We start from the raw sequence: 19,773 nt of genomic DNA, 5'->3' as shown, positions 1-19,773 counted from the left end.
GCCGCAGTCAGCGCCGCCGAGCTCAGCCTTGAAGGCGTGCGCGCGGAAAACACCGTTGGCAACCGCACGATCCTCGACATCCTCAATGCCGAGAACGAACTGCTCAACGCGCAGGTCCAGCTCGTCACCGCCAAGCGCAATGCCTATGTCGCCGGGTTCAACCTGCTCGCCGCGATGGGCAAGGCCGATGCGGGCGATCTCGGCCTCGACGGCGGCGCGCTTTACGATCCGGGCGACAATTACAACCGCGTAAAGTCGAACATCTGGGACTGGAGCAGCGATCCGGCCCCGACCGCGAAGGCGACCCGCACGGTTGACACCAAGCCGCAGGACGGTTCAATTAACCATAAGTGATTCAGCCCGTTCGGTGGCTGGGCTTACGTCATTCTTGGTAATTGGGGCGGTTGAACAATGCGCCAGGTTGGTGAACCCTCGGTCGAGGAAATCCTGGAATCGATCAAGAAGGTGATCGCGCGCGACAATCGCGTGGGCGCTGCCAGCGAGCGCCGCCAGCGCGAAGAACGCGGCGTCGATGCGGTTCGCACCGCCGCCGTTGCCGAACAGGACGACGAAATCCTCGACCTGAGCGGCTTCATCGATCACGACGAAAGCGCCGAGCCGGAAAGCGAAGAGGGTTCGGATCCCGCCCTGCTGCAGCCCGCCGCCGCCAGTTCGATCAGCGAATCGCTTGCCGCGCTCGCGATGCTCTCACAGCCTGGGGTCGCCCCGCAGATCGTCCGTTCGGGCGAAACCTCGCTTGAAGGCATGGTGCGCGAACTGCTGCGCCCGGCTCTTGCCGAATGGCTGGACAAGAACCTGCCGCCGCTGGTGGAACGCATGGTCGCGGTGGAAATCGCCCGGATCGTCGGCAAGAAGGGCTGAGCGCCATCGCCCGTCCCGATCCCGCGCTGCTCGATCCCGCGCGTTACCCCTATCGCCAGGAAACGACGACCCGGTTCGCCGACGTCGACCCCAATCGCCACCTCAACAACGTCGCGCTGGCGGCGATGATGGAAGATGGCCGTGTGCGCTTCAATTTCGCGATCGGCTTTCGCGAGGCGATCGCCCCGCGCCGGGCGATGGTGGCGAGCATGGGGATCGAATACCTCGCCCAAGGCTATTTCCCCGATGGGGTCGAAGTGCAGGCAGCGATCGAAAGCGTCGGACGGACCAGCTTTTCGGTGATCCAGCTGCTCACCCAAGGCGGCCGCAACGTTGCCTTCGCGCGCTCGGTCATCGTGTGCATCGACGGTGATGCGCCCTCCCCCATTCCCGACGCCTTCCGCGACGAACTGCTGGCAAAATGGACGCTGCGGGGATGAGCTTGCCCGAAGCCGAACTCGAACGCGCCCGCGCCGCGCTGGAAACGAACGGAGGCGAGGGCATCCGTCGGCACATCTTCCTGTGCGCCGAAGCTCAGAAGGGCGAATGCTGCTCTGCCGAGATCGGCGCGCCAGCGTGGAAGTACCTCAAAAAGCGGCTCAAGGAGCTCCGGCTCGACCGCGATGGCGGGATTGCACGGACCAAGGCGGACTGCCTCAAGATCTGCGCCGCAGGGCCGGTTGCGGTGGTCTATCCCGAAGGCGTCTGGTACCATTCATGCACCCAGGACGTGCTTGAGCGGATTATTCAGGAACACCTCATTGGTGGCCAGCCGGTAGAAGAATACCGCCTTTATCCGACCGACAAGCGGGCGAAATAGGCAGACTCGCCAACAATCCCGGTTCGTGTCATCATTCCTGCCCATAACAAGAGCAGGAGAGGGGCCATGTCGATCGCGCGCCTGATTGCGGGCAGGGATTCCGCCAGAACTGTCAGCTGCGAGGCAACCATGAAGGTTGGCGACGCAGTGCGGTTACTTGCCGAGGAGCGGATTGGCGCACTGCCAGTCTATGCGAATGGCGCCATTGCCGGGATCTTTTCCGAACGCGACGTTGTCTACCAATTGGCCCAGCACGGCCCGGCCATGCTCGACAAGACCGTGGGCGAGGTGATGACCGCGCCTGCCATCACCGTCGATCCGGCAACCGATGTGCTCGAAGCGCTTGGCCTGATGACCCGTCGGCGCATTCGCCACCTCCCGGTGGTGAACGGCGGCGCGATGGTCGGCTTCATTTCGATCGGCGACCTGGTCAAATACCGGATCGACCGGATCGAAAGCGAAGCCGAGGCGATGCGCAGCTATATCCAGTCTGCCTGACCGCTCATACCTGCGAGTCCTTGCCGCTGAGGGCAGCAAGGACTACATCGGCGGTATGGACGCCCCAACCATGACCCTCAGCCCCTCGGCTGCCGCACGCGTGGCCGCCATTGCCGCCAAGCAAGGCAAGCCCGCGATCCTGCGCCTGTCTGTTGAAGGCGGCGGGTGTTCGGGTTTTCAATACAAGTTCGGCCTCGCCGATGCCCCGGAAAGCGATGATCTCGCGGTCGAAACCGACGGCGTGACGCTGGTGGTCGACCCGGTCAGCCTTGATCTGGTCGCGGGCAGCGTGGTCGATTACGTCGAATCGCTGGGCGGTGCGGCATTCCGCGTCGAAAACCCGATGGCAGCCTCGGGCTGCGGATGCGGCTCCAGCTTCGCCGTATGATGTGCTCGCCTGACGGCTCGAGCGGCACCGGCCCGCTCCCCCTGCCCAGCCACCCGGCAGGATACTATTGGGGTGGTTGGGCAGGGGGAGCGGGCCGGTGCCGTGCAAGGCAAGGCGCGAGCCTTGCCGGACCATGCACACTATGAAGATCGCCAGCTTCAACATCAACGGGATCAAGGCGCGGCTGCCGCGGTTGCTCGAATGGCTTGAGGAAACCCGCCCGGCGGTTGCCTGCCTGCAGGAAATCAAGACCCAGGACGAAGGCTTCCCGGCCGCGGAGTTCGACAAGATCGGCTATCATGCGATCTGGCACGGGCAGAAGGGTTTCAACGGCGTCGCGATCCTTGCCGATGGCACTGCGCCGGTCGAGGTCCAGCGCGGGCTGGCGGGCGAACCGGAAGACGAACATTCGCGTTACCTCGAAGCGGAGGTCTTCGGGGTGCGGGTAGTTTGCATCTACCTGCCCAACGGCAACCCTGTGCCGGGACCGAAATTCGACTACAAGCTGCGCTGGATGGAGCGGCTGCGCGTCCGGATGCGCGAGATTTCAGCCGAAGAAGTGCCCGCGGTGGTCATCGGGGACTACAACGTGATTCCGTATGATCACGATATTTGGTCACCCGCTGCAATGGCAGACGACGCCCTGATGCAGAGCGAATCGCGCGATGCCTATGCGCGACTTTGCCATGACGGGTGGACCGACGCGCTGGCGCTGCACAACCCACAGGGCGGGGTCTGGACCTATTGGGACTATCAGGCGGGCGCCTGGCAGCGCGATCATGGCTTCCGCATCGACCACGCGCTACTCTCGCCCGAACTGGCCGACCGGTTGGTCGCCTGCGGGGTCGACAAGGCCCATCGCGGACGGGAGAAGGCTAGCGATCACGCCCCGGTCTGGGTAGAATTTCGCCGCGACTGACCGCGCATGCAAAAAGGGCAGGCCTTGCGGCCCGCCCTTTGCAATTCATCCGCAGACAATCGGCGTTCAGCGATAGAACACATGATTGTCGACCCGCGCGATGCGAGTCAGGTGCCAGCCAGGGGAAACCCGGGCTGCATGGAAAAAGAGCGCGCCTTCGACCGGGCTGGCCCAGGTCCCTTCATGGGCGATCTGGGCAATGGCAACGGCGTTCTTCCAGCCGCGCGAAGCCTTCGGGATCGCCGGCATCGCGTGGCCGCGCACGAAAGAGAACTGCGAGGGCTGGAACACGACGCCGCAATAGGAATTGGGGAAGCGGCCCGACTTGGAGCGAGCAACCACGACGCGGCCAACGGCGAGCTGACCTTCGAGCGATTCGCTCTTTGCTTCGAAATAGATCGCGCCGGCCAGGCAGTTGAGCTCGCTCGAAAGTTCGGCAGGCTGCGGCTGGGCGGCAACCAGTTCGGCAAGCGAGGCAGGACGGTCCGCCGAATCGATGGCCTGGTCCGCAACGGTCAGCGCCGGGGCGTTATTCGCCGCGCCGGGCTGGGCAATGGTCTGGATAACCGGTTCCTGATAGATCGCCGCAGGAGCAAGGCTCTGTGCGGCAGCGCCCGAACCGCCGGCGCTGGCAAGAATGCTGATAATGGTGGCACCAACGGCAATCGCGGAGGCGCGGGTAAGCTTCGAACTCATCAAATCTTATCATTGGGCGGTGGACGCGCCCGCGCAGGATGGGTTGAGGATCCGATCGGACCTTGGTCCGTTAAGCCCCCAGCCGATAATCCTGCCGGCTGCCCCCCGTCTGCGTGCTAGCGAAGAAAACCTGACTGCTTCCCGCGCCGCCTACGCACGAACGTAAAAGGTGCGCGCCCCTAGATTCCGCAGTGCAACAGAGTCAACCCTGTCAGTCTGTTAATCCGATGAGCCGTTCACCACCCGCGATATCCAGTTCAACAATCCACAGATCGGCGTCCTGATCACCGCGGCGGGCCAGGTATTCATCAATTTCCTGTTTTGAATCAGTGGTTTCACTGCGGGAGAGGTGCCACTTTCGCCCCCCCTCAAGGGTCGGCATACGTTCAAAAACCCGCGTATTTTCGCCCTTTTCGGTCAATACGACCAGAATTGTGCCGGCATCGGGCTCGCCTTTGCGCAAGACCGACGCAAAGCCCCCTTCGGCGCCGACCAGACGCACCAGTGCCGATACTTCAAGGCTGGCCGGCAGGCGCTGCGACACGTCCCGCCGTTCCGCTTCAGGCCGCGTCGCGATCGATCGAATTGGCCAGGAGCGCGTAGAGCGCCTCGGCCCCCGGTGCTTCGGCCAAGGCAGCATGCATCGCATCGTCGCGCATCATGCGGCTGATCGCGGCGAGGGCATGGAGATGCGCCGCACCCGCGGCTTCAGGTGAAAGCAGGCCGAACACGATGTTCACCGGCATTCCGTCGGCCGCGTCGAAATCGACCGGCGATTCAAGCCGGAAAAATACCGCAACGGGACGGCTTAGCCCCGGAATCCGCGCATGCGGAATCGCGACACCACGGCCGAAGCCGGTGCTGCCCAGCTTTTCCCGCTCTTCGATCCGTTCGAGCACGAGGGTGGCGTCAAGACTGTGCACCGCAGCGAAACGGTCTGCCAGCTGTTCGAGAATGGCCTGCTTGCTATCGGCCTTGATTACGCCGACTGCTTCTGGCTGGAGTTGAAAAAGTGCGGTCATAAATGGGCTATCAGTCCCAGTTAGCTTGGACAGGGACAGAGCGGGTCAAGCCCGCCAATCTGCCCCTCTCCTCACCAGGAAATGCGCGCCTTTACCTTGCGCATCAGGAAGGTTCAACCCAGCCGATTGAACCATCACCCCGGCGATAGACCATATTATGCTTGCCCGTGCCAGCATTTTTGAAAAGCAGGGCATTGGTGTTGCGCAGGTCAAGCATCATTACTGCATCGGAAACAGTGGCTTCCGGCACGTCAACGCGTGTTTCCGCAATCACCACGGGTGCATCGATGGTGACTTCTTCGGCTTCCTCGTCGGGCCCGACAAAGACGGTATAGGCCGCTTCCTCGGCACGCAGCGCATGGGCTGCGGCTTCGTGGCGGTCCTTGATCCGGCGCTTGTAGCGGCGCAGCTGCTTGTCGATCTTCTCCGCCGCCTGATCCAGCGCAACGTGGGCATCGTGGGCAATACCCGCGCCCTTGAGGATCAGTCCCTGCATGACATGGGTCACGATATCGCAGCGAAATGCCCCGGCGGGGGCGCGATTGAACGTGACATGAGACGAAAGCGCGCCGGTAAAGTACTTGTCGGCGATCGCATTCATGCGGGTCTGGGCGTGCGACTGCAGGGCTTCACCGGTTTCAACCTGGTGACCAGAAACGCGAATATCCATGTCTTGCCTTCTCCTCTTGTCAAAGCCCGAAGCGGTTCATTCGTTCCAGAGGGGCGATTTCACCGTTTCGAGAAAGGCGGCATGTGCCGCCAGTTCCGCCTCGCTTGCGGCATGCGGCCGGGCGGGACGAAAGGTTCGCTCGCGCGCCGGTGCGGCAACCGGTTGGGCGAGAGTCTCGGAATTGTCGGCGACCAGCGAGAGGCCGATCTGGCGTCCGCCGGTCAGCTCGACATAGACCTGGGCAAGCAGTTCGGCATCGAGCAGCGCCCCGTGCCTGGTACGATGGCTGCGGTCGATCCCATAGCGCGTGCACAGCGCATCAAGGCTGAGCTTCGCGCCGGGATGGCGCACCTTGGCCAGCGCCACAGTGTCGATCATCCGCGTCTTGCTGACGGGTTCGAGCCCGCACATCTCGAGCTCGGCATTGATGAAGCCGAAATCGAACCCGGCATTGTGCGCGACCAGCATGGAATCGCCGATGAATTCGAGGAATTCGCCCGCGCGCTCGTGAAAGCGGGGCTTGTCCGAGAGGAAGGCGATCGACAGGCCGTGCACCGCTTCGGCGGCAGCGGGCATATCGCGATCAGGATTGAAATAGGCGTGGAAGGTGTTGCCTGTGACCACCCGGTTGACCATTTCGATGCAACCGATTTCGACCAGTCGGTCACCGCTCTTGGGATCAAGACCGGTAGTTTCCGTGTCGAAGATTATCTCACGCATTACAGGTTTGATATCGGCCTGACTCGGCGCTCTGGCAAGAGGGCCTTTTCCCTATTTTTCGAGCAAACTGCCGTTAGCCAACCCGGTCAGGCTGGATCGCCTTCCAGCAAGGTCAGCGCATGGACCAGGCGCTGCACCGCGTGCCGGGTTTCAGCCAGCGAAGTGCCGGTATCGATCACATAGTCGGCGCGCGCGCGCTTCTCGGCATCGGGCACTTGCAGGGTAAGGATGTGTTCGAATTTTTCGACCGTCATGCCCGGGCGGGCCAGCACGCGTTCGCGCTGCATTTCCGCCGGGGCGGAAACCACGACAACGGCATCGACCGTTTTCCAGCCGTCCTTTTCGAAGAGCAGCGGAATATCGAACACGATCACCGGCTGATCGCGGTTGTCCGAGAGGAATTCGTGGCGCATCGCGCCGACTGCCGGATGGACGATGCGCTCCAGCCTGGCGAGCGCTTCGGGATTGCCGAACACCGCGGCGCCCAGCTTTTGCCGGTCTACCCCGTCCGGCCCGGTGGTGCCGGGGAACTCGCGCTCGATCGGCTCAAGCAACGCGCCGTTCGGCCCCTGCAGCTCGTGGACGGCCTTGTCGGCATCGAACACTGGCACACCCAGCCCCTGAAACATTGCCGCGACGGCCGACTTGCCCATGCCGATCGAACCAGTGAGACCAAGGATCAGGGGGCGTTTCTCGGTCATTGGGTCAGGATCCTGCGCAGTTCGGCATCATGCTCGCGCGGCGGGGCCACGCCGAAGAACTTCTCGAAGGCTTCGCCGGCCTGCCCGATCAGCATCGACAATCCATCGATCGTCGGAAATCCGCGCTTGCGCGCTTCGACCAGCAGCGGGGTGTCGAGCGGATGGGTGACGATGTCATAGACCACGCTGCCCGGCGGGGCGTGGCTGAAATCGAACGCGAGTGGCGGCTTGCCCGCCATGCCGAGCGGGCTGGCATTGACGATCAGGTCAAGCAGGCCCTCACGGTCGTCGAATTCGAAATCCGTTTCCGGCGCGAAATGCGCAAGATCGACGGCGTGGTGATCGTTGCCGCTGGCCAGCTCGTCAAGCAGGGCCCGCGCCTTGGCCGGATCGCGCGCGGCGAGCACGAGCACGAAACCTTGGCGCGACAGGGCCGAGACGATCGCCCGCGCCGCTCCGCCAGCTCCGAGGATCCGGGCCATGCGGAAGTGGTGCTTTTGCGCGAGAAGATTGCGCAGCGGTTCGAGAAAGCCGCCGACATCGGTATTGTAGCCGGTGAGCTTGCCGTCTGCTCCGCGCACCACCGTGTTGACCGCGCCAACCTGCGCCGCGAGCGGATCAATGGCATCGAGCAGCGGCATGATGGCTTGCTTGTGCGGCATGGTGACATTGCACCCGCGCCAGTCCGGATCGGCGCGGCGCGCGGTGATATAGTCCGCAAGCTCATCTGGGCGGACATGGGCGGCGCGGTAATCGTGCGGCAGGCCGAGCTGGCCGAGCCAGAACTTGTGGATCGCCGGGCTTTTCGACTGGACGATGGGATCGCCGATCACTTCGGCGTAGGCAGTCATTTCGGCAGTTCCCCCAAGTCCCGCAAGGCTCCCAGTACCGGCAGCAGCGGCATCCCCAGCACCGTGAAGTGATCGCCCACAATGCTTTCGAACAGTTGCACGCCGCGCGCCTCGATCCGGAACACGCCGACGCAATAGCCGACTTGCGGCCATTCATGGTCCAGATAGTCCGCAATGAACGCTTCACTCAAGGGTCGAACATGGAGCACCGCAAGGGCAGCGTGGCGCCACACCACCTTGCCGCCGCGCGCCAGGGCGGCGGCGGAATGGAGCCGCATCGCCTTGCCCGAGAAAAAGCGCAGGTGTTCGGCCGCATTCTCGCGGCTCGTCGGCTTGTCGAACCGCCGACCTTCGACTTCGACCAGCGAGTCGCTGCCGAGCACGAGTGCAGCAGGTTCGCTTGCGGCGACGGCCAAGGCCTTGGCCTCTGCCAGGGCGAGAGCAATCTGCTCGGGCGCGGCTTCTCCGAGCGAGGCTTCGAGAGCGCGCTCATCAAGCTCGGCCGGGAGCGCGCGATAGGTCACGCCGGCCCCGTCCAGCATCGCGCGCCGCGATGCGCTCTGCGAAGCAAGGATCAGGCTCATACGGGGCCCGCATCCTTGGGTGCGCGGAACTCATTGTAAAGGTTGATGATCGCGGCGGCAGCCTCTTCGATTGAGCGCCGGGTCACATCGATCACCGGCCAACCGTTGTCGGCAAACATGCGCCGCGCGAATTGAACCTCGCGGCCAACCCGGTCTTGATCGACATAGGCCGTTTCGGGCGCCTGGTTGAGCGAGAGAAGGCGGTTGCGGCGCACCTGGATCAGCCGTTCGGGCGCAGTGGTCAGGCCCACGACCAGCGGATGCTTCAGGCCAAACAGCGCCGGGGGCGGCGGGCTTTCGACCACGATCGGGATATTCGCGACCTTGTAGCCGCGCTGCGAGAGGTAGATGCTCGTCGGCGTCTTGGAGGTGCGCGAAACCCCGGCGAGCACGATGTCGGCTTCCTCCCAGTCTTCCCACAGCACTCCGTCATCGTGGGCGATGGTATAGTGGATCGCGTCGACGCGAGCGAAATAGGCCTCGTTGAGCACGTGACGGCTGCCGGGCCGGGCGCGCGGATCCTGCCCCAGCGCCGAACCGAGCGCCTCGATCGCGGTATCGAGGACCGAGACCACCGGCAGGCCCAGCGTGCGGCACCGATCTTCCAGCCGGGTGCGGGTTTCGATGTTCGACATGGTATAGAACACCAGACCCGGATTGGCGGCAATTTCGGTCATGATCCGGTCAAGATGTTGCTGTGATCGGACCATCGGCCAGAAATGCCGGGTAACATCCGCCCCTTCGAACTGCGCCAGCGCAGCCTTGGCCACCATTTCAAGCGTTTCGCCGGTCGAATCCGACAGGAGGTGGAGATGATGGCGGGACATCTGCTGGTTATGGCCGTCCTGTGGATGAATGCGCTCATAAACCACGGGAGGAACCGGCGGACAAGTTCCGGAGTGGATTCCACCCCCGCTACCGGCATCTTGGCAGGACACTTGTGGACAGGTGGAAAGTGTTCCCCACAGCCTGGGGATAAGGCGGATAACCTGTGCTTGACGCGTCGCGATAACGAGTCGGGTTGCGCTTACCCCTGTTCACGGCGGGACAATTCAGGCAAGGCGCGCTTGTTCGCGCTATCCACAGGCCAACAACACTCATCATCCTTATAGAATCTTATTTGTATTTGATTGGATTCCCACGCGATGCCCGGTTTGCTCCTTCGTACCCTGCGCGGTGAAAACGTGCGCCCCAGGCCGGTCTGGCTGATGCGTCAGGCCGGACGCTACCTTCCCGAATACCGCGCCTTGCGTGCGGAAAAGGGCGGGTTCCTGGCCCTAGTCTATGACAGCGAGGCTGCCGCCGAGATCACGATCCAGCCGATCCGCCGCTATGGCTTCGACGGGGCAATCCTGTTTTCCGACATCCTGATCGTGCCCTATGCGATGGGGCAGGACTTGCAGTTCCTGGTGGGCGAAGGTCCGCACCTTTCGCCCCGATTGGTCGATGCCGGGCTGGAAGCGCTCAGCGCCGTGCCCCAGCGGCTCGATCCGATCTATGAGACGGTGCGCCTGGTGAAGGCCCAGCTTCCCGCCGACAAGACCATGCTGGGCTTTGCAGGCAGTCCGTGGACGGTCGCAACCTACATGGTCAATGGCGAAGGCAGCCGCGACCAGCACGAGACGCGCGCCATGGCCTATCGTGACCGGGCGGCGTTCCAGGCGATCATCGATGCGATCGTCGAGGTGACCGTGGACTATCTCGCCGGCCAGATCATCGCGGGCGCGGAAGCGGTGCAGCTGTTCGACAGCTGGGCGGGGAGCCTTGCACCGGCCGAGTTCGAACGCTGGGTGATTGCACCCAACGCGGCCATTACCACGCGGATCAAGGCGCGCTTCCCCGATGTGCCGGTAATTGGCTTTCCCAAGGGTTCGGGCGAAAAGCTGGGCGCTTATGCCCGCGAGACCGGAGTTCATGCCGTGGGCATCGACGAAACCATCGACCCGGTCTGGGCCGCGCGCGAATTGCCGGCGGGCATGCCGGTGCAGGGCAACCTCGATCCGCTGCTGCTGCTGTCGGGCGGGGCGGAGATGGAAAAGCAGGCCTTGCGCGTGCTCGAAGCCTTTGCCGACCGACCGCACGTGTTCAACCTGGGCCACGGCATCGGTCAGACCACGCCGCTCGAAAATGTATCAGAGCTGCTGGGGATCGTGCGCGGCTGGCGCTGAGCCGCTATATAGGTTGAATGGAAGAGGTACTCGCGATGACCTATCTCTGGCTCAAGGCTGGCCACGTGATCTTCGTGATCTTCTGGATGGCCGGACTGTTCATGCTGCCGCGCTACTTCGTCTACCATCAGGAAGCCGCTCCAGAATCGCCTGAGAACGCCGTGTGGACCGATCGCGAGCGCAAGCTGCTGCGGATCATCATGTGGCCAGCGATGTGCATCACGTGGCTGCTGGGGCTGGCCCTGGCGATGGTGATCGGCGCCTTTGCCCAGCCCTGGTTCCATGTGAAGCTGGCCTTCGTGCTCGCGCTCAGTGCTTATCATGTTTGGCTGGCGGGCTATCACGTGGCTTTGGCGAAAGGCGAACGCCGCCTGACCGGCACGAAGCTGCGCCTGCTGAACGAAGTTCCGGGCATGGCCGCGGCGGTGATCGTGATCATGGTAATTTTGAAGCCGTTCGGATAACACCACCCGAAATCCAGCACGTTTCGAGGAGGCAGACGATGATTTTTGTCGTGATTGCTGCCGCTGCCGCCGCTGTTCAACCCAGCAATGCCGACCTTCAGGATATGCACTGCGTAGCCAGCTTCAGCGCAATGTATTCATTGGCAATGAAGCCCGAAGACAAGGAAAAAATGCTGTCTTCGATGCTATACTTCGCTGGCAAGATCGATGGTCGCTCGCCGGGTTTCGACCTGGCCGGACATGTCGGCAGCTTGTTGCAGGATCCGGAATATACAGAGTCGCGCTTGGTCGAAGACCTCAGGCGCTGCAGCGCCGAGATCCTGGCGCGTGAAGCCGATCTGAAGAAGGTTTCACCTCAGTTGCCTGACGTTGAGGTACCGCAGGTGCAAAGGGTGCAACGCTGAAGCGATTTGGGCTGACTTTGCGACCAGATGCGTAATTGTGGCTGAACCGTTCTTTTGCCGCACCTGGAAGAGCACCGATAATTGACCTGAGGCCGCGCACGGCCTATGTGCGCCTTGCACCCGGCAAACGCGCTGGCTCTTCATGCCACGCACCAAGGTCCGCTTTCTCCAAGCCCTATGACCCGCCGGCCAGCACGATCCAAATTCTCTGAACGAGACGAAAATGCATCTTAAAGAACTCAAGAAGAAAACCTCCGCCGAGCTGGTCGAAATGGCCGAAGAGTTGGGCGTCGAAAGCGCATCAACCCTGCGCCGGCAGGACCTGATGTTCGCCATCCTCAAGGAACTGGCCGAAGATGGCGAGCAGATCCTGGGGATCGGGACGATCGAAGTCCTGGCCGATGGCTTCGGCTTTCTGCGCAGCCCTGAGGCGAACTACCTCGCCGGTCCCGACGATATCTACGTCTCGCCCAACCAGGTCCGCAAATGGGGCCTGCGCACTGGCGATACGGTTGAAGGCGAGGTCCGCGCGCCCAAGGACGGCGAACGCTATTTCGCGATCATCAAGCTGATCAGCGTCAACTTCGACGATCCCGAAGCGGTCCGCCACCGCGTCAATTTCGACAACCTGACCCCGCTCTATCCCGATGAGCGCCTCAACCTCGATACGCTCGACCCGACGGTCAAGGACAAGTCGGCCCGCGTGATCGATATCATCAGCCCGCAGGGCAAGGGCCAGCGCGCGCTGATCGTGGCGCCGCCGCGCACGGGTAAGACCGTGCTGCTCCAGAACATCGCCAAGGCGATCACCGACAACCACCCCGAAGTGTTCCTGCTCGTCCTGCTGGTCGACGAACGCCCCGAGGAAGTCACCGACATGCAGCGCAGCGTGAAGGGCGAGGTGATCTCCTCGACCTTTGACGAACCCGCCACGCGCCACGTGCAAGTTGCTGAAATGGTTATCGAAAAGGCCAAGCGCCTGGTCGAGCATAAGCGCGACGTGGTGATCCTGCTGGATTCGATCACCCGCCTTGGCCGCGCCTACAACACCGTCGTTCCCTCGTCGGGCAAGGTGCTGACCGGCGGTGTCGACGCCAACGCCCTGCAACGCCCCAAGCGCTTCTTCGGCGCGGCGCGCAACATCGAGGAAGGTGGTTCGCTCTCGATCATCGCCACTGCGCTGATCGACACCGGCAGCCGCATGGACGAAGTGATCTTTGAAGAATTCAAGGGCACCGGTAACTCGGAAATCGTGCTCGACCGCAAGGTTGCGGACAAGCGCATCTTCCCGGCGCTCGATGTCGGCAAGTCCGGCACCCGCAAGGAAGAACTGCTGGTCGGCAAGGATAAGCTTTCGAAGATGTGGGTCCTGCGCCGCATCCTGATGCAGATGGGCACGATCGACGCGATGGAATTCCTCCTCGACAAGATGAAGGATTCCAAGACCAACGAAGATTTCTTCGCCACGATGAATCAGTAAGCAGGCACCATGACAGCCGACATGATCCTGATTGTCGGCTGCACCGGCGCTGGCAAGACTACCTATGCCCGCCGCCTGGCCGACGAGCTGGGCGGCGTGCGGTTTTCTATCGACGAATGGATGACCGGGCTGTTCGGGCCAGACAGCCCGCAGCCGATCCAGTTCCAATGGATGATGGAGCGGATCGACCGCTGCGAGGCGCAGATCTTTTCCCTTGCGCGTCAACTGGCTGCGCGCGGCGTTCCGGCGCTGCTTGACCTTGGTTTCACGAAGAAGGTGCATCGCGACAAGTTCCGCGCGCTTGCGGCCGAAGCCAAGCTCAGCGTCGTGGTTCATTTCGTCGATGTCCCCGCGGGCGAGCGCTGGTACCGCGTCAACCGCCGCAACAAGGAGCGCGGCGAAACCTTCGCCATGGAAGTCGACCGCCAGATGTTCGACTTCATGGAGGGGATGTGGGAACCGCCGCTTGAGGCTGAATGGAGCGCTGGCGGAGGTTTGCGGATCAACGGATCGTCAACCGCGTGACCATCCTTCTGCCCCGCCATGCCGTACTGACCGGCGCGCCGGGGGCGGGCAAGACCACGTTGCTGGATGCAGCCTCTGTTGCCGGGTTCGCCACCTCGGCTGAAGTGGCCCGCAGGATCCTGCAGCAGCCGGGCGGAGTGGAGCTACGCGAGGCTGATCCGCTGGGTTTTGCCGAAGCCATGGTCGAAGGCCACGCGCGCGAGTTCGAGGCCGCAGCAGGGCAGGGCGCAACCGTGTTGTTCGACCGGGGGCTACCCGATGTGGTCGGTTTTCTTGAAGTCTCAGGCCTGTCGGTGCCTGCCGGCGTGGACAAGGCCTGTCGACAGCTACGCTACGATGGCCCGATCCTGCGCGCGCCAGCCTGGGCGGCAATCTATGTGCAGGATGCGGAGCGGATCCAGGACTGGGAGCAGGCCGTGGCCAGCGACGAGGCGGTCACCGCCGCCTGGCGTCGCTATGGCTATGACCCGCTCGACCTTCCGCTGGCTCCGGTGGTAGAGCGGCTGGCGTTCCTGCGCCGCTCGCTGGGCGATCAGCCGGCCGCCTGAAGCTGCGCCGCCATCATTTCCCAAAGCTTGTTCACCGCCTTGAGCGGGCGAACCATAACTTTGAAATCCTTGATCTTTCCGTCATCGCCGAAGCGGATCAGGTCAATCCCGTTGATTTTGATCCCGTCGATCTCGGCAGTGAATTCAAGGAGCGCGTCCTGCCCGTCGACCAGCTCGCGGACATAGCGGAAGCTGTCATTCCCCAGCACCTTGGCGGCGGCCAGCAGGTACATCATGACCTTGGCCTTGCCCTCTTGCGGGGTGTGTACGACCGGCGAGTGAAACACCGCATCGTCGGCGATCTGGGCAGAGAGCAGCGCGGCGTCGCATTGGCTGTTCATGTACGCGTGCCAGGCCGCAACGCCGGCGTGTGCCGTGCTCATGCCAGGTGCTCCGCAAGGAAGGCGGCGGTGCGGCTATCAGCCAGTACGGCGGCTTCCTCACTGCGCCGATCGCCCATTTCGGCGGCAAAGCCATGGTCCTCGCCGAGGTAATCGTGCAGCGTCACCTTGGGATGACCGTCAAGGGCAGCATGGATTGCAGCCTGGGCTTCCGGACCGACGAAGTGGTCGGCGGTCGGAATGTGCAGCATCAGCGGGTTGGCGATGGCGTGAGCCTCGTTCAGCATTGTGTCGATCATCACGCCGTAATAGCCGACCGAGGCATCGATGTCGGTGCGCGCCGCCGCCATATAGGCGAGCCGGCCGCCGAGGCAGTAGCCGGCGCAGCCAACCTTGGCCGCGCCTTCGCGCCGTGCCCAGTGGATTGCCGCTTCGATATCGTAGACGCCGCCATTCGGATCGTACTGCTGGAAATAGCCAAAGGCTTCCTGCAATTCGTCCGGCACGTCGGGATTGAGCTCGACGCCCGGGGCAAAGCGCCAGAAGATGTCGGGCGCGACCGCCAGGTAACCGGCGGCGGCCCACTTGTCGCACTTCTGGCGGATGCCGGAGTTCACCCCGAAGATTTCGGGAATGACAATGATTGCGGCCTTGGGCTTGCCTGTGGGACGCGCGACATAGGCGGGGATCGTGGCAGTGCCATCGAGCGTGGGGATCTGGACCGTTTCAGTCATCGCTTTGCTCCGGATATCTTCGTGTTTGGCGAACCCTTACGCTTGGCGTGGACTTTGCCAAGGGCCTATGCCAGCTTTGCAGACGGGAACTGGGGCCGTGAGAGCATTTGCTCGCCCAAGGAGAACACTATGAAAGTCCATGTTGAGATCGACTGCACGCCCGAAGAAGCGCGGCAGTTCCTGGGCTTGCCCGATGTGTCCAAGGCCAACCAGTTCTATGTCGATGCGATCGCCAAGGGCATGAAAGGCGCGGCCAACGTGGACCAGCTGCAAGACATCGCCAAGGGCCTCGCACCGATGGGCCAGATGGGGATGAAGCTGTTCCAGCAGTTCATGGAAAGCGGCAACGCCTTTACCGGTGGCGCATCGAAGAAGAAGTCGGAAGAGGATTGAGCATCGGGCTCTGCCTGGCGGGGCCGGGGCGGACTGACACATGACCGACACGATCTTTGCCTTGTCGAGCGGAGCGCCGCCCGCGGCGATTGCGGTTGTGCGGGTCAGTGGGCCGCTGGCCGGTGCGGCGATGGAGGCGCTGACCGGGCGCCGCTTGCCGCCGCGCCGCGCCGTTGCGGCGACCCTGCGGGATGAGCGGGACGAGGTGATCGACCGGGTGCTGGCGCTGTGGTTGCCGGGTCCGCAGACAGCTACTGGCGAAGACACGCTGGAACTGCATTGCCACGGCGGGCGCGCCGTGGTTGCGGCGCTGGAAGCGGTGCTGGTGCGGATCGAGGGCTTGCGTCCCGCACAGGCTGGCGAGTTCACCCGACGCGCCTTTGCCAATGGCCGGATCGATCTGGCCGAAGCCGAAGGGCTGGCCGACCTGCTCAGCGCCGAAACCGAGTTGCAGCGGCAGTCCGCGCTCGCACTGGCGGGCGGGGCGTTCTCGCGCGTGGTCGATGACTGGCGCGATCGGCTGTTGGTCCTGTCGGCCGCGGTCGAGGCCGTGCTCGATTTTGCGGACGAGGACGACGTCGCCGCGCTCCCCCCGGACTTTGCCGCGCGTCTGGTTGGGCTTGAGGGCGAGATCACCCAGTGGCTTGCCCGGCCCCGGGCGGAAGTGCTGCGCGAAGGGTTCAAGGTCGTCCTCGCCGGACCACCGAATGCCGGGAAGAGCACGCTTTTCAATGCCTTGGTTGAATTCGATGCGGCCATTACCGCCCCGATTGCCGGGACAACCCGCGATCTTCTGACCCATCCCGTCGCGCTTGCTGGTGTGCCGTTCCGCTTCGTCGATACGGCCGGCCTAACCGAGGCGACCGAGGATATGATTGAGGCGATCGGCGTTGAGCGGGCCAAGGCTGCGCTTGGCAGCGCCGATCTTGTGCTGTGGCTTGGTCCGGAAGGGGAGGGACCGGAAGGGGCCTGGGAAATCGAGGCTCAGGCCGACCGCGCGGGGCATCGGACCAAGGCGGCGCCGCGCCATCGGCTTTCGGCGGTGAGCGGGGTGGGGATGGATGCCCTGCGCCAGGATCTGATCGCGCTTGCCCGGCAGGTCATGCCCAAGCCGGGGGAGGCGGCTTTGAACCAGCGTCAACACCGCTTGCTTGCCGAAGCTGCGCAGTCGCTCGATTCGGGCGCGAACCTGACCGATCCGTTGCTGGTGGCCGAAAGCCTGCGTCTGGCGCGGCTTGCCTTCGATGCGTTGCTCGGTCGAACCACGACCGAGGATATGCTCGACACGCTGTTTGGGCGCTTCTGCATTGGCAAGTGAAGCAAGCCGCTAATGTGTTTCACGTGAAACATCGTCGGCTCGGCGTGTTTGATGTTCAAACCTGTTCCACGTGAAACAGGCCTGCGCTAAGGCGGAAGCCATGCAATCCTTCGACATCATCGTCATCGGCGGCGGGCACGCCGGGGTGGAAGCGGCTGCGGCGGCCGCGCGCATGGGCGCACGCACCGCGCTGGTCAGCTTTGACCTTGCCGCGATCGGCGCAATGAGCTGCAATCCCGCGATTGGCGGTCTGGGCAAAGGCCACCTTGTGCGCGAGGTCGATGCCTTTGACGGGATCATTGCGCGCGCCGCCGATGCGGGGGCGATCCATTACCGCATGCTCAACCGCTCCAAGGGTAGCGCGGTGCAGGGGCCGCGCATCCAGGCCGACCGCAAGCGGTTCAAGGCCGCGGTTCAGAATCTGCTTGGGCGGCTGGGGGACCTGACCCTTGTGCAAGGAGAAGCCGCGGCGCTGCGCTTTTCGGGCGAACGCGTGAGCGGGATCGAGTTGGCCAATGGCACTGTGATCGAAGCGGGTGCCATCGTGCTTTGTACCGGGACGTTCCTTGGCGGCGTGCTGTTTCGCGGGGAAGAACGGATTGTCGGTGGTCGGATTGGCGAAGCTTCGGCCCAGAAGCTGGCCGAACAGCTGCGGGGCGCCGGTCTGCCGATGGCCCGCCTCAAGACTGGAACGCCGCCGCGCCTTGATGGGCGGACGATTGACTGGGTGCGGCTCGACGAACAACCGTCGGATGCCGATCCCTGGACAATGTCGCCGCTTGGCGCCGGCCGAGTGCTGCCGCAGGTGTTTTGTGCGATCACCCGCACCAATCAGCGCAGTCACGACGTCATCCGAGCGAACCTGCACCGTTCGCCGCTTTTTTCTGGCGCGATTGGCGCGTCCGGACCGCGCTATTGCCCATCGATCGAGGACAAAATCCACCGCTTTGCCGACCGCGATGGACACCAGGTTTTCCTGGAGCCCGAGGGCCTGGACACACATCTGGTCTATCCAAACGGCATCAGCACCTCGCTGCCCGCAGACGTCCAGCTTGAAATGCTGCGCACGATGGAGGGGCTTGAGGCGGTGGAGATGGTCGTGCCGGGCTATGCGGTGGAGTACGATCATATTGATCCCCGCGCCTTGCGCCCAACACTTGAACTGCGTGCGATCCCCGGGCTCTATTGCGCCGGTCAGATCAACGGAACGACAGGTTACGAAGAGGCGGCGGCCCAGGGCCTGGTTGCAGGTCTCCATGCGGCAGCGGCCGTGCTTGGCCGTGAGGGACCCGCGATCGATCGCGCAAACAGCTATATGGCGGTGATGATCGACGATCTGACGCTGCACGGGGTTTCGGAGCCCTACCGAATGCTGACGGCGCGGGCCGAGTACCGTCTGCGGCTGCGGGCAAACAATGCGTCGTCGCGGCTGACGCCGCTCGGCCTGGCGATCGGCTGCATTGGTGACGAGCGGCTTGCATGGTTCACCCGGCGCGAGCAGGCGCGAGCCAAGCTCGATGCCGCGCTCGGCGAGACCGCTACCGGCCATGAAATGGTGCGTGCCGGGCTTCCGGTACGTGCCGATGCCGGACGGCTTAGCCTGCGCGAATGGCTGCGCTTTGCCGGAGTGGACGTGGCTGGACTTACCCCATGGCTCGACCCGGATTTGCTGACTGATCGCGACCTTGCCGAGGAAGTGGCCGAAGATGCGGCCTATGCGCCCTATCTCGCGCGGCAGGAAGGCGAGCTCAAGGATCTGCGCGCGGCTGAACAGCTGGCACTGGGGGATGACTTTCCGTATGCCGCAATCCCCGGGCTTTCGCGCGAAATGGTGGAGCGGCTGTCCAAGGCCAGGCCCGACACGCTGGCTGCTGCGGGGCGCGTCCCGGGCATCACGCCGGCTGCGCTTGCAGCTCTGCTGGTCCATGCGCGAAGGCGGGCGGCATGATCCTCGACAGCGAACATCAGGCGCGTGAGTGGCTCGCGGCGCTGCCCGAATGGGACGAAGCGGCGGCGGGCCGGCTCGAATTGCTGGTCGCCATGCTGGCGGACGAGAACCAACGCCAGAACCTTGTTTCCGCGGCCAGCCTTGAATCGGTCTGGCTGAGGCACATCGTCGATTCGGCGCAGTTGCTCACTTATGTTCCACGTGGAACATGCTCACCCTGGCTCGACCTGGGAACTGGCGCGGGATTCCCTGGGCTGGTGATCGCGGCGCTGCGACCCGAATGCGAGGTCGTCATGGTCGAAGCGCGCGCTCGCCGGGTCGAGTGGCTGGAGCGTGCGCGAATCGCGCTGGGGCTGGATCGCGCGCAAGTCGTCGGGACACGGCTGGAACTCATGCCGACGCGCGAATTTCGCGTCATTTCGGCACGGGCCTTTGCGCCGCTGCCCAAGCTGCTTGATCTATCCGCACGCTTGTCCACAGTCGACACGACCTGGCTGTTGCCCAAAGGGCGGTCAGCCCTGCAAGAATTGCAGGAACTCAAGGGCTGGCAGCACAAGTTCCACGTGGAACAGTCGCTCAGTGATGCCGATGCCGGGGTGATTGTTGGCAAGCTCGTTGGCCGGAAAGGAAAAAAGCCGTGATTTGCGTAGCGATTGCCAATCAGAAGGGCGGGGTGGGCAAGACCACGACCGCGATCAA

Annotated in this window: 28 protein-coding genes; 17 read left to right on the top strand and 11 right to left on the bottom strand. The window is 63.5% G+C overall.

From position 1 onward, the window contains the following. The 7 genes from ACE3SN_RS10795 to xth form a co-directional block, all read left to right on the top strand. Window positions 1–354, top strand: a 354-nt coding sequence (locus tag ACE3SN_RS10795) for a TolC family protein (protein ID WP_374529894.1), incomplete at its 5' end; no start/stop codon positions are given. A gap of 57 nt (window positions 355–411) precedes the next feature. Beyond that, the gene (locus tag ACE3SN_RS10790; RefSeq protein ID WP_374529893.1) at window positions 412–882 is read left to right on the top strand and encodes a DUF2497 domain-containing protein; all 471 of its coding nucleotides are present in this window, start codon (window positions 412–414) and stop codon (window positions 880–882) included. Then, window positions 801–1,322 (top strand): acyl-CoA thioesterase, encoded by a 522-nt coding sequence (locus tag ACE3SN_RS10785; RefSeq protein ID WP_374529892.1) that lies wholly within the window; start codon window positions 801–803, stop codon window positions 1,320–1,322. The genes ACE3SN_RS10790 and ACE3SN_RS10785 overlap by 82 nt, the downstream gene beginning before the upstream one ends. Continuing rightward, entirely contained in the window at window positions 1,319–1,702 is a 384-nt protein-coding gene (locus tag ACE3SN_RS10780) for a ferredoxin (protein ID WP_374529891.1), read from the top strand. The genes ACE3SN_RS10785 and ACE3SN_RS10780 overlap by 4 nt, the downstream gene beginning before the upstream one ends. A gap of 66 nt (window positions 1,703–1,768) precedes the next feature. After that, a complete protein-coding gene (locus tag ACE3SN_RS10775) occupies window positions 1,769–2,200 on the top strand; it encodes a CBS domain-containing protein (protein ID WP_374529890.1) in 432 nt (143 codons plus the stop codon). Window positions 2,201–2,255: 55 nt separating this feature from the next. Beyond that, window positions 2,256–2,588 carry an iron-sulfur cluster insertion protein ErpA gene (gene erpA, locus ACE3SN_RS10770; RefSeq protein ID WP_374529889.1) on the top strand — a complete coding sequence of 111 codons (333 nt, stop codon included), beginning with the start codon at window positions 2,256–2,258 and terminating at the stop codon, window positions 2,586–2,588. A 142-nt stretch (window positions 2,589–2,730) separates the two neighbouring features. After that, window positions 2,731–3,507 carry an exodeoxyribonuclease III gene (gene xth / locus ACE3SN_RS10765; protein ID WP_374529887.1) on the top strand — a complete coding sequence of 259 codons (777 nt, stop codon included), beginning with the start codon at window positions 2,731–2,733 and terminating at the stop codon, window positions 3,505–3,507. 66 nt (window positions 3,508–3,573) lie between these two features. Here xth and ACE3SN_RS10760 read toward each other — a convergent pair whose 3' ends face one another. The 9 genes from ACE3SN_RS10760 to ACE3SN_RS10720 form a co-directional block, all read right to left on the bottom strand. After that, entirely contained in the window at window positions 3,574–4,203 is a 630-nt protein-coding gene (locus ACE3SN_RS10760) for a cell wall hydrolase (protein ID WP_374529886.1), read from the bottom strand. A 211-nt stretch (window positions 4,204–4,414) separates the two neighbouring features. Beyond that, window positions 4,415–4,747 carry a DUF1491 family protein gene (locus ACE3SN_RS10755; protein WP_374529885.1) on the bottom strand — a complete coding sequence of 111 codons (333 nt, stop codon included), beginning with the start codon at window positions 4,745–4,747 and terminating at the stop codon, window positions 4,415–4,417. A gap of 16 nt (window positions 4,748–4,763) precedes the next feature. Then, window positions 4,764–5,225 (bottom strand): PTS sugar transporter subunit IIA, encoded by a 462-nt coding sequence (locus ACE3SN_RS10750; RefSeq protein WP_374529884.1) that lies wholly within the window; start codon window positions 5,223–5,225, stop codon window positions 4,764–4,766. A 103-nt stretch (window positions 5,226–5,328) separates the two neighbouring features. Then, on the bottom strand, window positions 5,329–5,895 hold the full coding sequence (hpf, locus tag ACE3SN_RS10745; protein ID WP_374529883.1) for a ribosome hibernation-promoting factor, HPF/YfiA family: 567 nt from the start codon (window positions 5,893–5,895) through the stop codon (window positions 5,329–5,331). 36 nt (window positions 5,896–5,931) lie between these two features. Next, window positions 5,932–6,615 (bottom strand): DNA polymerase III subunit epsilon, encoded by a 684-nt coding sequence (dnaQ, locus tag ACE3SN_RS10740; protein ID WP_374529882.1) that lies wholly within the window; start codon window positions 6,613–6,615, stop codon window positions 5,932–5,934. An 86-nt stretch (window positions 6,616–6,701) separates the two neighbouring features. Next, window positions 6,702–7,316 carry a dephospho-CoA kinase gene (coaE, locus tag ACE3SN_RS10735; protein WP_374529881.1) on the bottom strand — a complete coding sequence of 205 codons (615 nt, stop codon included), beginning with the start codon at window positions 7,314–7,316 and terminating at the stop codon, window positions 6,702–6,704. Next, entirely contained in the window at window positions 7,313–8,167 is an 855-nt protein-coding gene (gene aroE, locus ACE3SN_RS10730) for a shikimate dehydrogenase (RefSeq protein WP_374529879.1), read from the bottom strand. Before aroE ends, coaE begins: the two co-directional genes overlap by 4 nt. Further along, a complete protein-coding gene (locus ACE3SN_RS10725; protein WP_374529878.1) occupies window positions 8,164–8,751 on the bottom strand; it encodes a Maf family protein in 588 nt (195 codons plus the stop codon). Before ACE3SN_RS10725 ends, aroE begins: the two co-directional genes overlap by 4 nt. After that, window positions 8,748–9,578, bottom strand: a complete 831-nt coding sequence (locus ACE3SN_RS10720) for a pyruvate, water dikinase regulatory protein (protein ID WP_374529877.1) — start codon at window positions 9,576–9,578, stop codon at window positions 8,748–8,750. The genes ACE3SN_RS10725 and ACE3SN_RS10720 overlap by 4 nt, the downstream gene beginning before the upstream one ends. Window positions 9,579–9,896: 318 nt before the next feature. Between ACE3SN_RS10720 and hemE the strand changes: the two genes are divergently transcribed. The 6 genes from hemE to ACE3SN_RS10690 all read left to right on the top strand — a co-directional run bounded on the left by hemE (window position 9,897) and on the right by ACE3SN_RS10690 (window position 14,340). Continuing rightward, window positions 9,897–10,919, top strand: coding sequence for a uroporphyrinogen decarboxylase (gene hemE / locus ACE3SN_RS10715; RefSeq protein WP_374529876.1), 1,023 nt, complete (start codon window positions 9,897–9,899; stop codon window positions 10,917–10,919). Between the two features lie 17 nt (window positions 10,920–10,936). Next, window positions 10,937–11,383, top strand: a complete 447-nt coding sequence (locus ACE3SN_RS10710; protein WP_374529875.1) for a CopD family protein — start codon at window positions 10,937–10,939, stop codon at window positions 11,381–11,383. 38 nt (window positions 11,384–11,421) lie between these two features. Continuing rightward, window positions 11,422–11,787, top strand: a complete 366-nt coding sequence (locus tag ACE3SN_RS10705; RefSeq protein ID WP_374529874.1) for a hypothetical protein — start codon at window positions 11,422–11,424, stop codon at window positions 11,785–11,787. Between the two features lie 223 nt (window positions 11,788–12,010). Then, the gene (gene rho / locus ACE3SN_RS10700; RefSeq protein ID WP_374529873.1) at window positions 12,011–13,267 is read left to right on the top strand and encodes a transcription termination factor Rho; all 1,257 of its coding nucleotides are present in this window, start codon (window positions 12,011–12,013) and stop codon (window positions 13,265–13,267) included. Window positions 13,268–13,276: 9 nt separating this feature from the next. Continuing rightward, entirely contained in the window at window positions 13,277–13,792 is a 516-nt protein-coding gene (locus ACE3SN_RS10695; RefSeq protein WP_374529872.1) for an AAA family ATPase, read from the top strand. Beyond that, window positions 13,789–14,340: an AAA family ATPase gene (locus ACE3SN_RS10690; protein ID WP_374529871.1), complete on the top strand. Its 552-nt coding sequence runs from the start codon at window positions 13,789–13,791 to the stop codon at window positions 14,338–14,340. The genes ACE3SN_RS10695 and ACE3SN_RS10690 overlap by 4 nt, the downstream gene beginning before the upstream one ends. On the opposite strand, the gene ACE3SN_RS10685 is transcribed toward ACE3SN_RS10690, so the two are convergent. Continuing rightward, the gene (locus ACE3SN_RS10685) at window positions 14,325–14,723 is read right to left on the bottom strand and encodes a nuclear transport factor 2 family protein (RefSeq protein ID WP_374529870.1); all 399 of its coding nucleotides are present in this window, start codon (window positions 14,721–14,723) and stop codon (window positions 14,325–14,327) included. The genes ACE3SN_RS10690 and ACE3SN_RS10685 overlap by 16 nt on opposite strands. Beyond that, the gene (locus ACE3SN_RS10680; RefSeq protein WP_374529869.1) at window positions 14,720–15,415 is read right to left on the bottom strand and encodes a dienelactone hydrolase family protein; all 696 of its coding nucleotides are present in this window, start codon (window positions 15,413–15,415) and stop codon (window positions 14,720–14,722) included. The genes ACE3SN_RS10685 and ACE3SN_RS10680 overlap by 4 nt, the downstream gene beginning before the upstream one ends. Window positions 15,416–15,544: 129 nt before the next feature. Here ACE3SN_RS10680 and ACE3SN_RS10675 point away from each other — a divergent pair, with 129 nt between their 5' ends. The 4 genes from ACE3SN_RS10675 to rsmG all read left to right on the top strand — a co-directional run bounded on the left by ACE3SN_RS10675 (window position 15,545) and on the right by rsmG (window position 19,715). After that, window positions 15,545–15,808 carry a DUF6489 family protein gene (locus ACE3SN_RS10675; protein WP_374529868.1) on the top strand — a complete coding sequence of 88 codons (264 nt, stop codon included), beginning with the start codon at window positions 15,545–15,547 and terminating at the stop codon, window positions 15,806–15,808. Between the two features lie 40 nt (window positions 15,809–15,848). Then, window positions 15,849–17,126, top strand: a complete 1,278-nt coding sequence (gene mnmE / locus ACE3SN_RS10670) for a tRNA uridine-5-carboxymethylaminomethyl(34) synthesis GTPase MnmE (protein WP_374529867.1) — start codon at window positions 15,849–15,851, stop codon at window positions 17,124–17,126. Between the two features lie 100 nt (window positions 17,127–17,226). Further along, on the top strand, window positions 17,227–19,074 hold the full coding sequence (gene mnmG / locus ACE3SN_RS10665; protein ID WP_374529866.1) for a tRNA uridine-5-carboxymethylaminomethyl(34) synthesis enzyme MnmG: 1,848 nt from the start codon (window positions 17,227–17,229) through the stop codon (window positions 19,072–19,074). Further along, window positions 19,071–19,715 (top strand): 16S rRNA (guanine(527)-N(7))-methyltransferase RsmG, encoded by a 645-nt coding sequence (gene rsmG, locus ACE3SN_RS10660; protein WP_374529865.1) that lies wholly within the window; start codon window positions 19,071–19,073, stop codon window positions 19,713–19,715. The genes mnmG and rsmG overlap by 4 nt, the downstream gene beginning before the upstream one ends. Window positions 19,716–19,773 lie beyond the last annotated feature (58 nt).

The organism is Novosphingobium sp. (genome assembly GCF_041915465.1).
Taxonomy (GTDB): Bacteria; Pseudomonadota; Alphaproteobacteria; order Sphingomonadales; family Sphingomonadaceae; genus Novosphingobium.
This window is presented reverse-complemented; position numbering and strand designations above follow the sequence as displayed.

Coding starts and splice junctions, on each gene's coding strand:
- ACE3SN_RS10790 (WP_374529893.1), top strand. CDS start 412: ATGCGCCAGGTTGGTGAACCCTCGGTCGAGGAAATCCTGGAATCGATC.
- ACE3SN_RS10785 (WP_374529892.1), top strand. CDS start 801: ATGGCTGGACAAGAACCTGCCGCCGCTGGTGGAACGCATGGTCGCGGT.
- ACE3SN_RS10780 (WP_374529891.1), top strand. CDS start 1,319: ATGAGCTTGCCCGAAGCCGAACTCGAACGCGCCCGCGCCGCGCTGGAA.
- ACE3SN_RS10775 (WP_374529890.1), top strand. CDS start 1,769: ATGTCGATCGCGCGCCTGATTGCGGGCAGGGATTCCGCCAGAACTGTC.
- erpA (WP_374529889.1), top strand. CDS start 2,256: ATGGACGCCCCAACCATGACCCTCAGCCCCTCGGCTGCCGCACGCGTG.
- xth (WP_374529887.1), top strand. CDS start 2,731: ATGAAGATCGCCAGCTTCAACATCAACGGGATCAAGGCGCGGCTGCCG.
- ACE3SN_RS10760 (WP_374529886.1), bottom strand. CDS start 4,203: ATGAGTTCGAAGCTTACCCGCGCCTCCGCGATTGCCGTTGGTGCCACC.
- ACE3SN_RS10750 (WP_374529884.1), bottom strand. CDS start 5,225: ATGACCGCACTTTTTCAACTCCAGCCAGAAGCAGTCGGCGTAATCAAG.
- hpf (WP_374529883.1), bottom strand. CDS start 5,895: ATGGATATTCGCGTTTCTGGTCACCAGGTTGAAACCGGTGAAGCCCTG.
- dnaQ (WP_374529882.1), bottom strand. CDS start 6,615: ATGCGTGAGATAATCTTCGACACGGAAACTACCGGTCTTGATCCCAAG.
- coaE (WP_374529881.1), bottom strand. CDS start 7,316: ATGACCGAGAAACGCCCCCTGATCCTTGGTCTCACTGGTTCGATCGGC.
- aroE (WP_374529879.1), bottom strand. CDS start 8,167: ATGACTGCCTACGCCGAAGTGATCGGCGATCCCATCGTCCAGTCGAAA.
- ACE3SN_RS10725 (WP_374529878.1), bottom strand. CDS start 8,751: ATGAGCCTGATCCTTGCTTCGCAGAGCGCATCGCGGCGCGCGATGCTG.
- ACE3SN_RS10720 (WP_374529877.1), bottom strand. CDS start 9,578: ATGTCCCGCCATCATCTCCACCTCCTGTCGGATTCGACCGGCGAAACG.
- hemE (WP_374529876.1), top strand. CDS start 9,897: ATGCCCGGTTTGCTCCTTCGTACCCTGCGCGGTGAAAACGTGCGCCCC.
- ACE3SN_RS10710 (WP_374529875.1), top strand. CDS start 10,937: ATGGAAGAGGTACTCGCGATGACCTATCTCTGGCTCAAGGCTGGCCAC.
- ACE3SN_RS10705 (WP_374529874.1), top strand. CDS start 11,422: ATGATTTTTGTCGTGATTGCTGCCGCTGCCGCCGCTGTTCAACCCAGC.
- rho (WP_374529873.1), top strand. CDS start 12,011: ATGCATCTTAAAGAACTCAAGAAGAAAACCTCCGCCGAGCTGGTCGAA.
- ACE3SN_RS10695 (WP_374529872.1), top strand. CDS start 13,277: ATGACAGCCGACATGATCCTGATTGTCGGCTGCACCGGCGCTGGCAAG.
- ACE3SN_RS10685 (WP_374529870.1), bottom strand. CDS start 14,723: ATGAGCACGGCACACGCCGGCGTTGCGGCCTGGCACGCGTACATGAAC.
- ACE3SN_RS10680 (WP_374529869.1), bottom strand. CDS start 15,415: ATGACTGAAACGGTCCAGATCCCCACGCTCGATGGCACTGCCACGATC.
- ACE3SN_RS10675 (WP_374529868.1), top strand. CDS start 15,545: ATGAAAGTCCATGTTGAGATCGACTGCACGCCCGAAGAAGCGCGGCAG.
- mnmE (WP_374529867.1), top strand. CDS start 15,849: ATGACCGACACGATCTTTGCCTTGTCGAGCGGAGCGCCGCCCGCGGCG.
- mnmG (WP_374529866.1), top strand. CDS start 17,227: ATGCAATCCTTCGACATCATCGTCATCGGCGGCGGGCACGCCGGGGTG.
- rsmG (WP_374529865.1), top strand. CDS start 19,071: ATGATCCTCGACAGCGAACATCAGGCGCGTGAGTGGCTCGCGGCGCTG.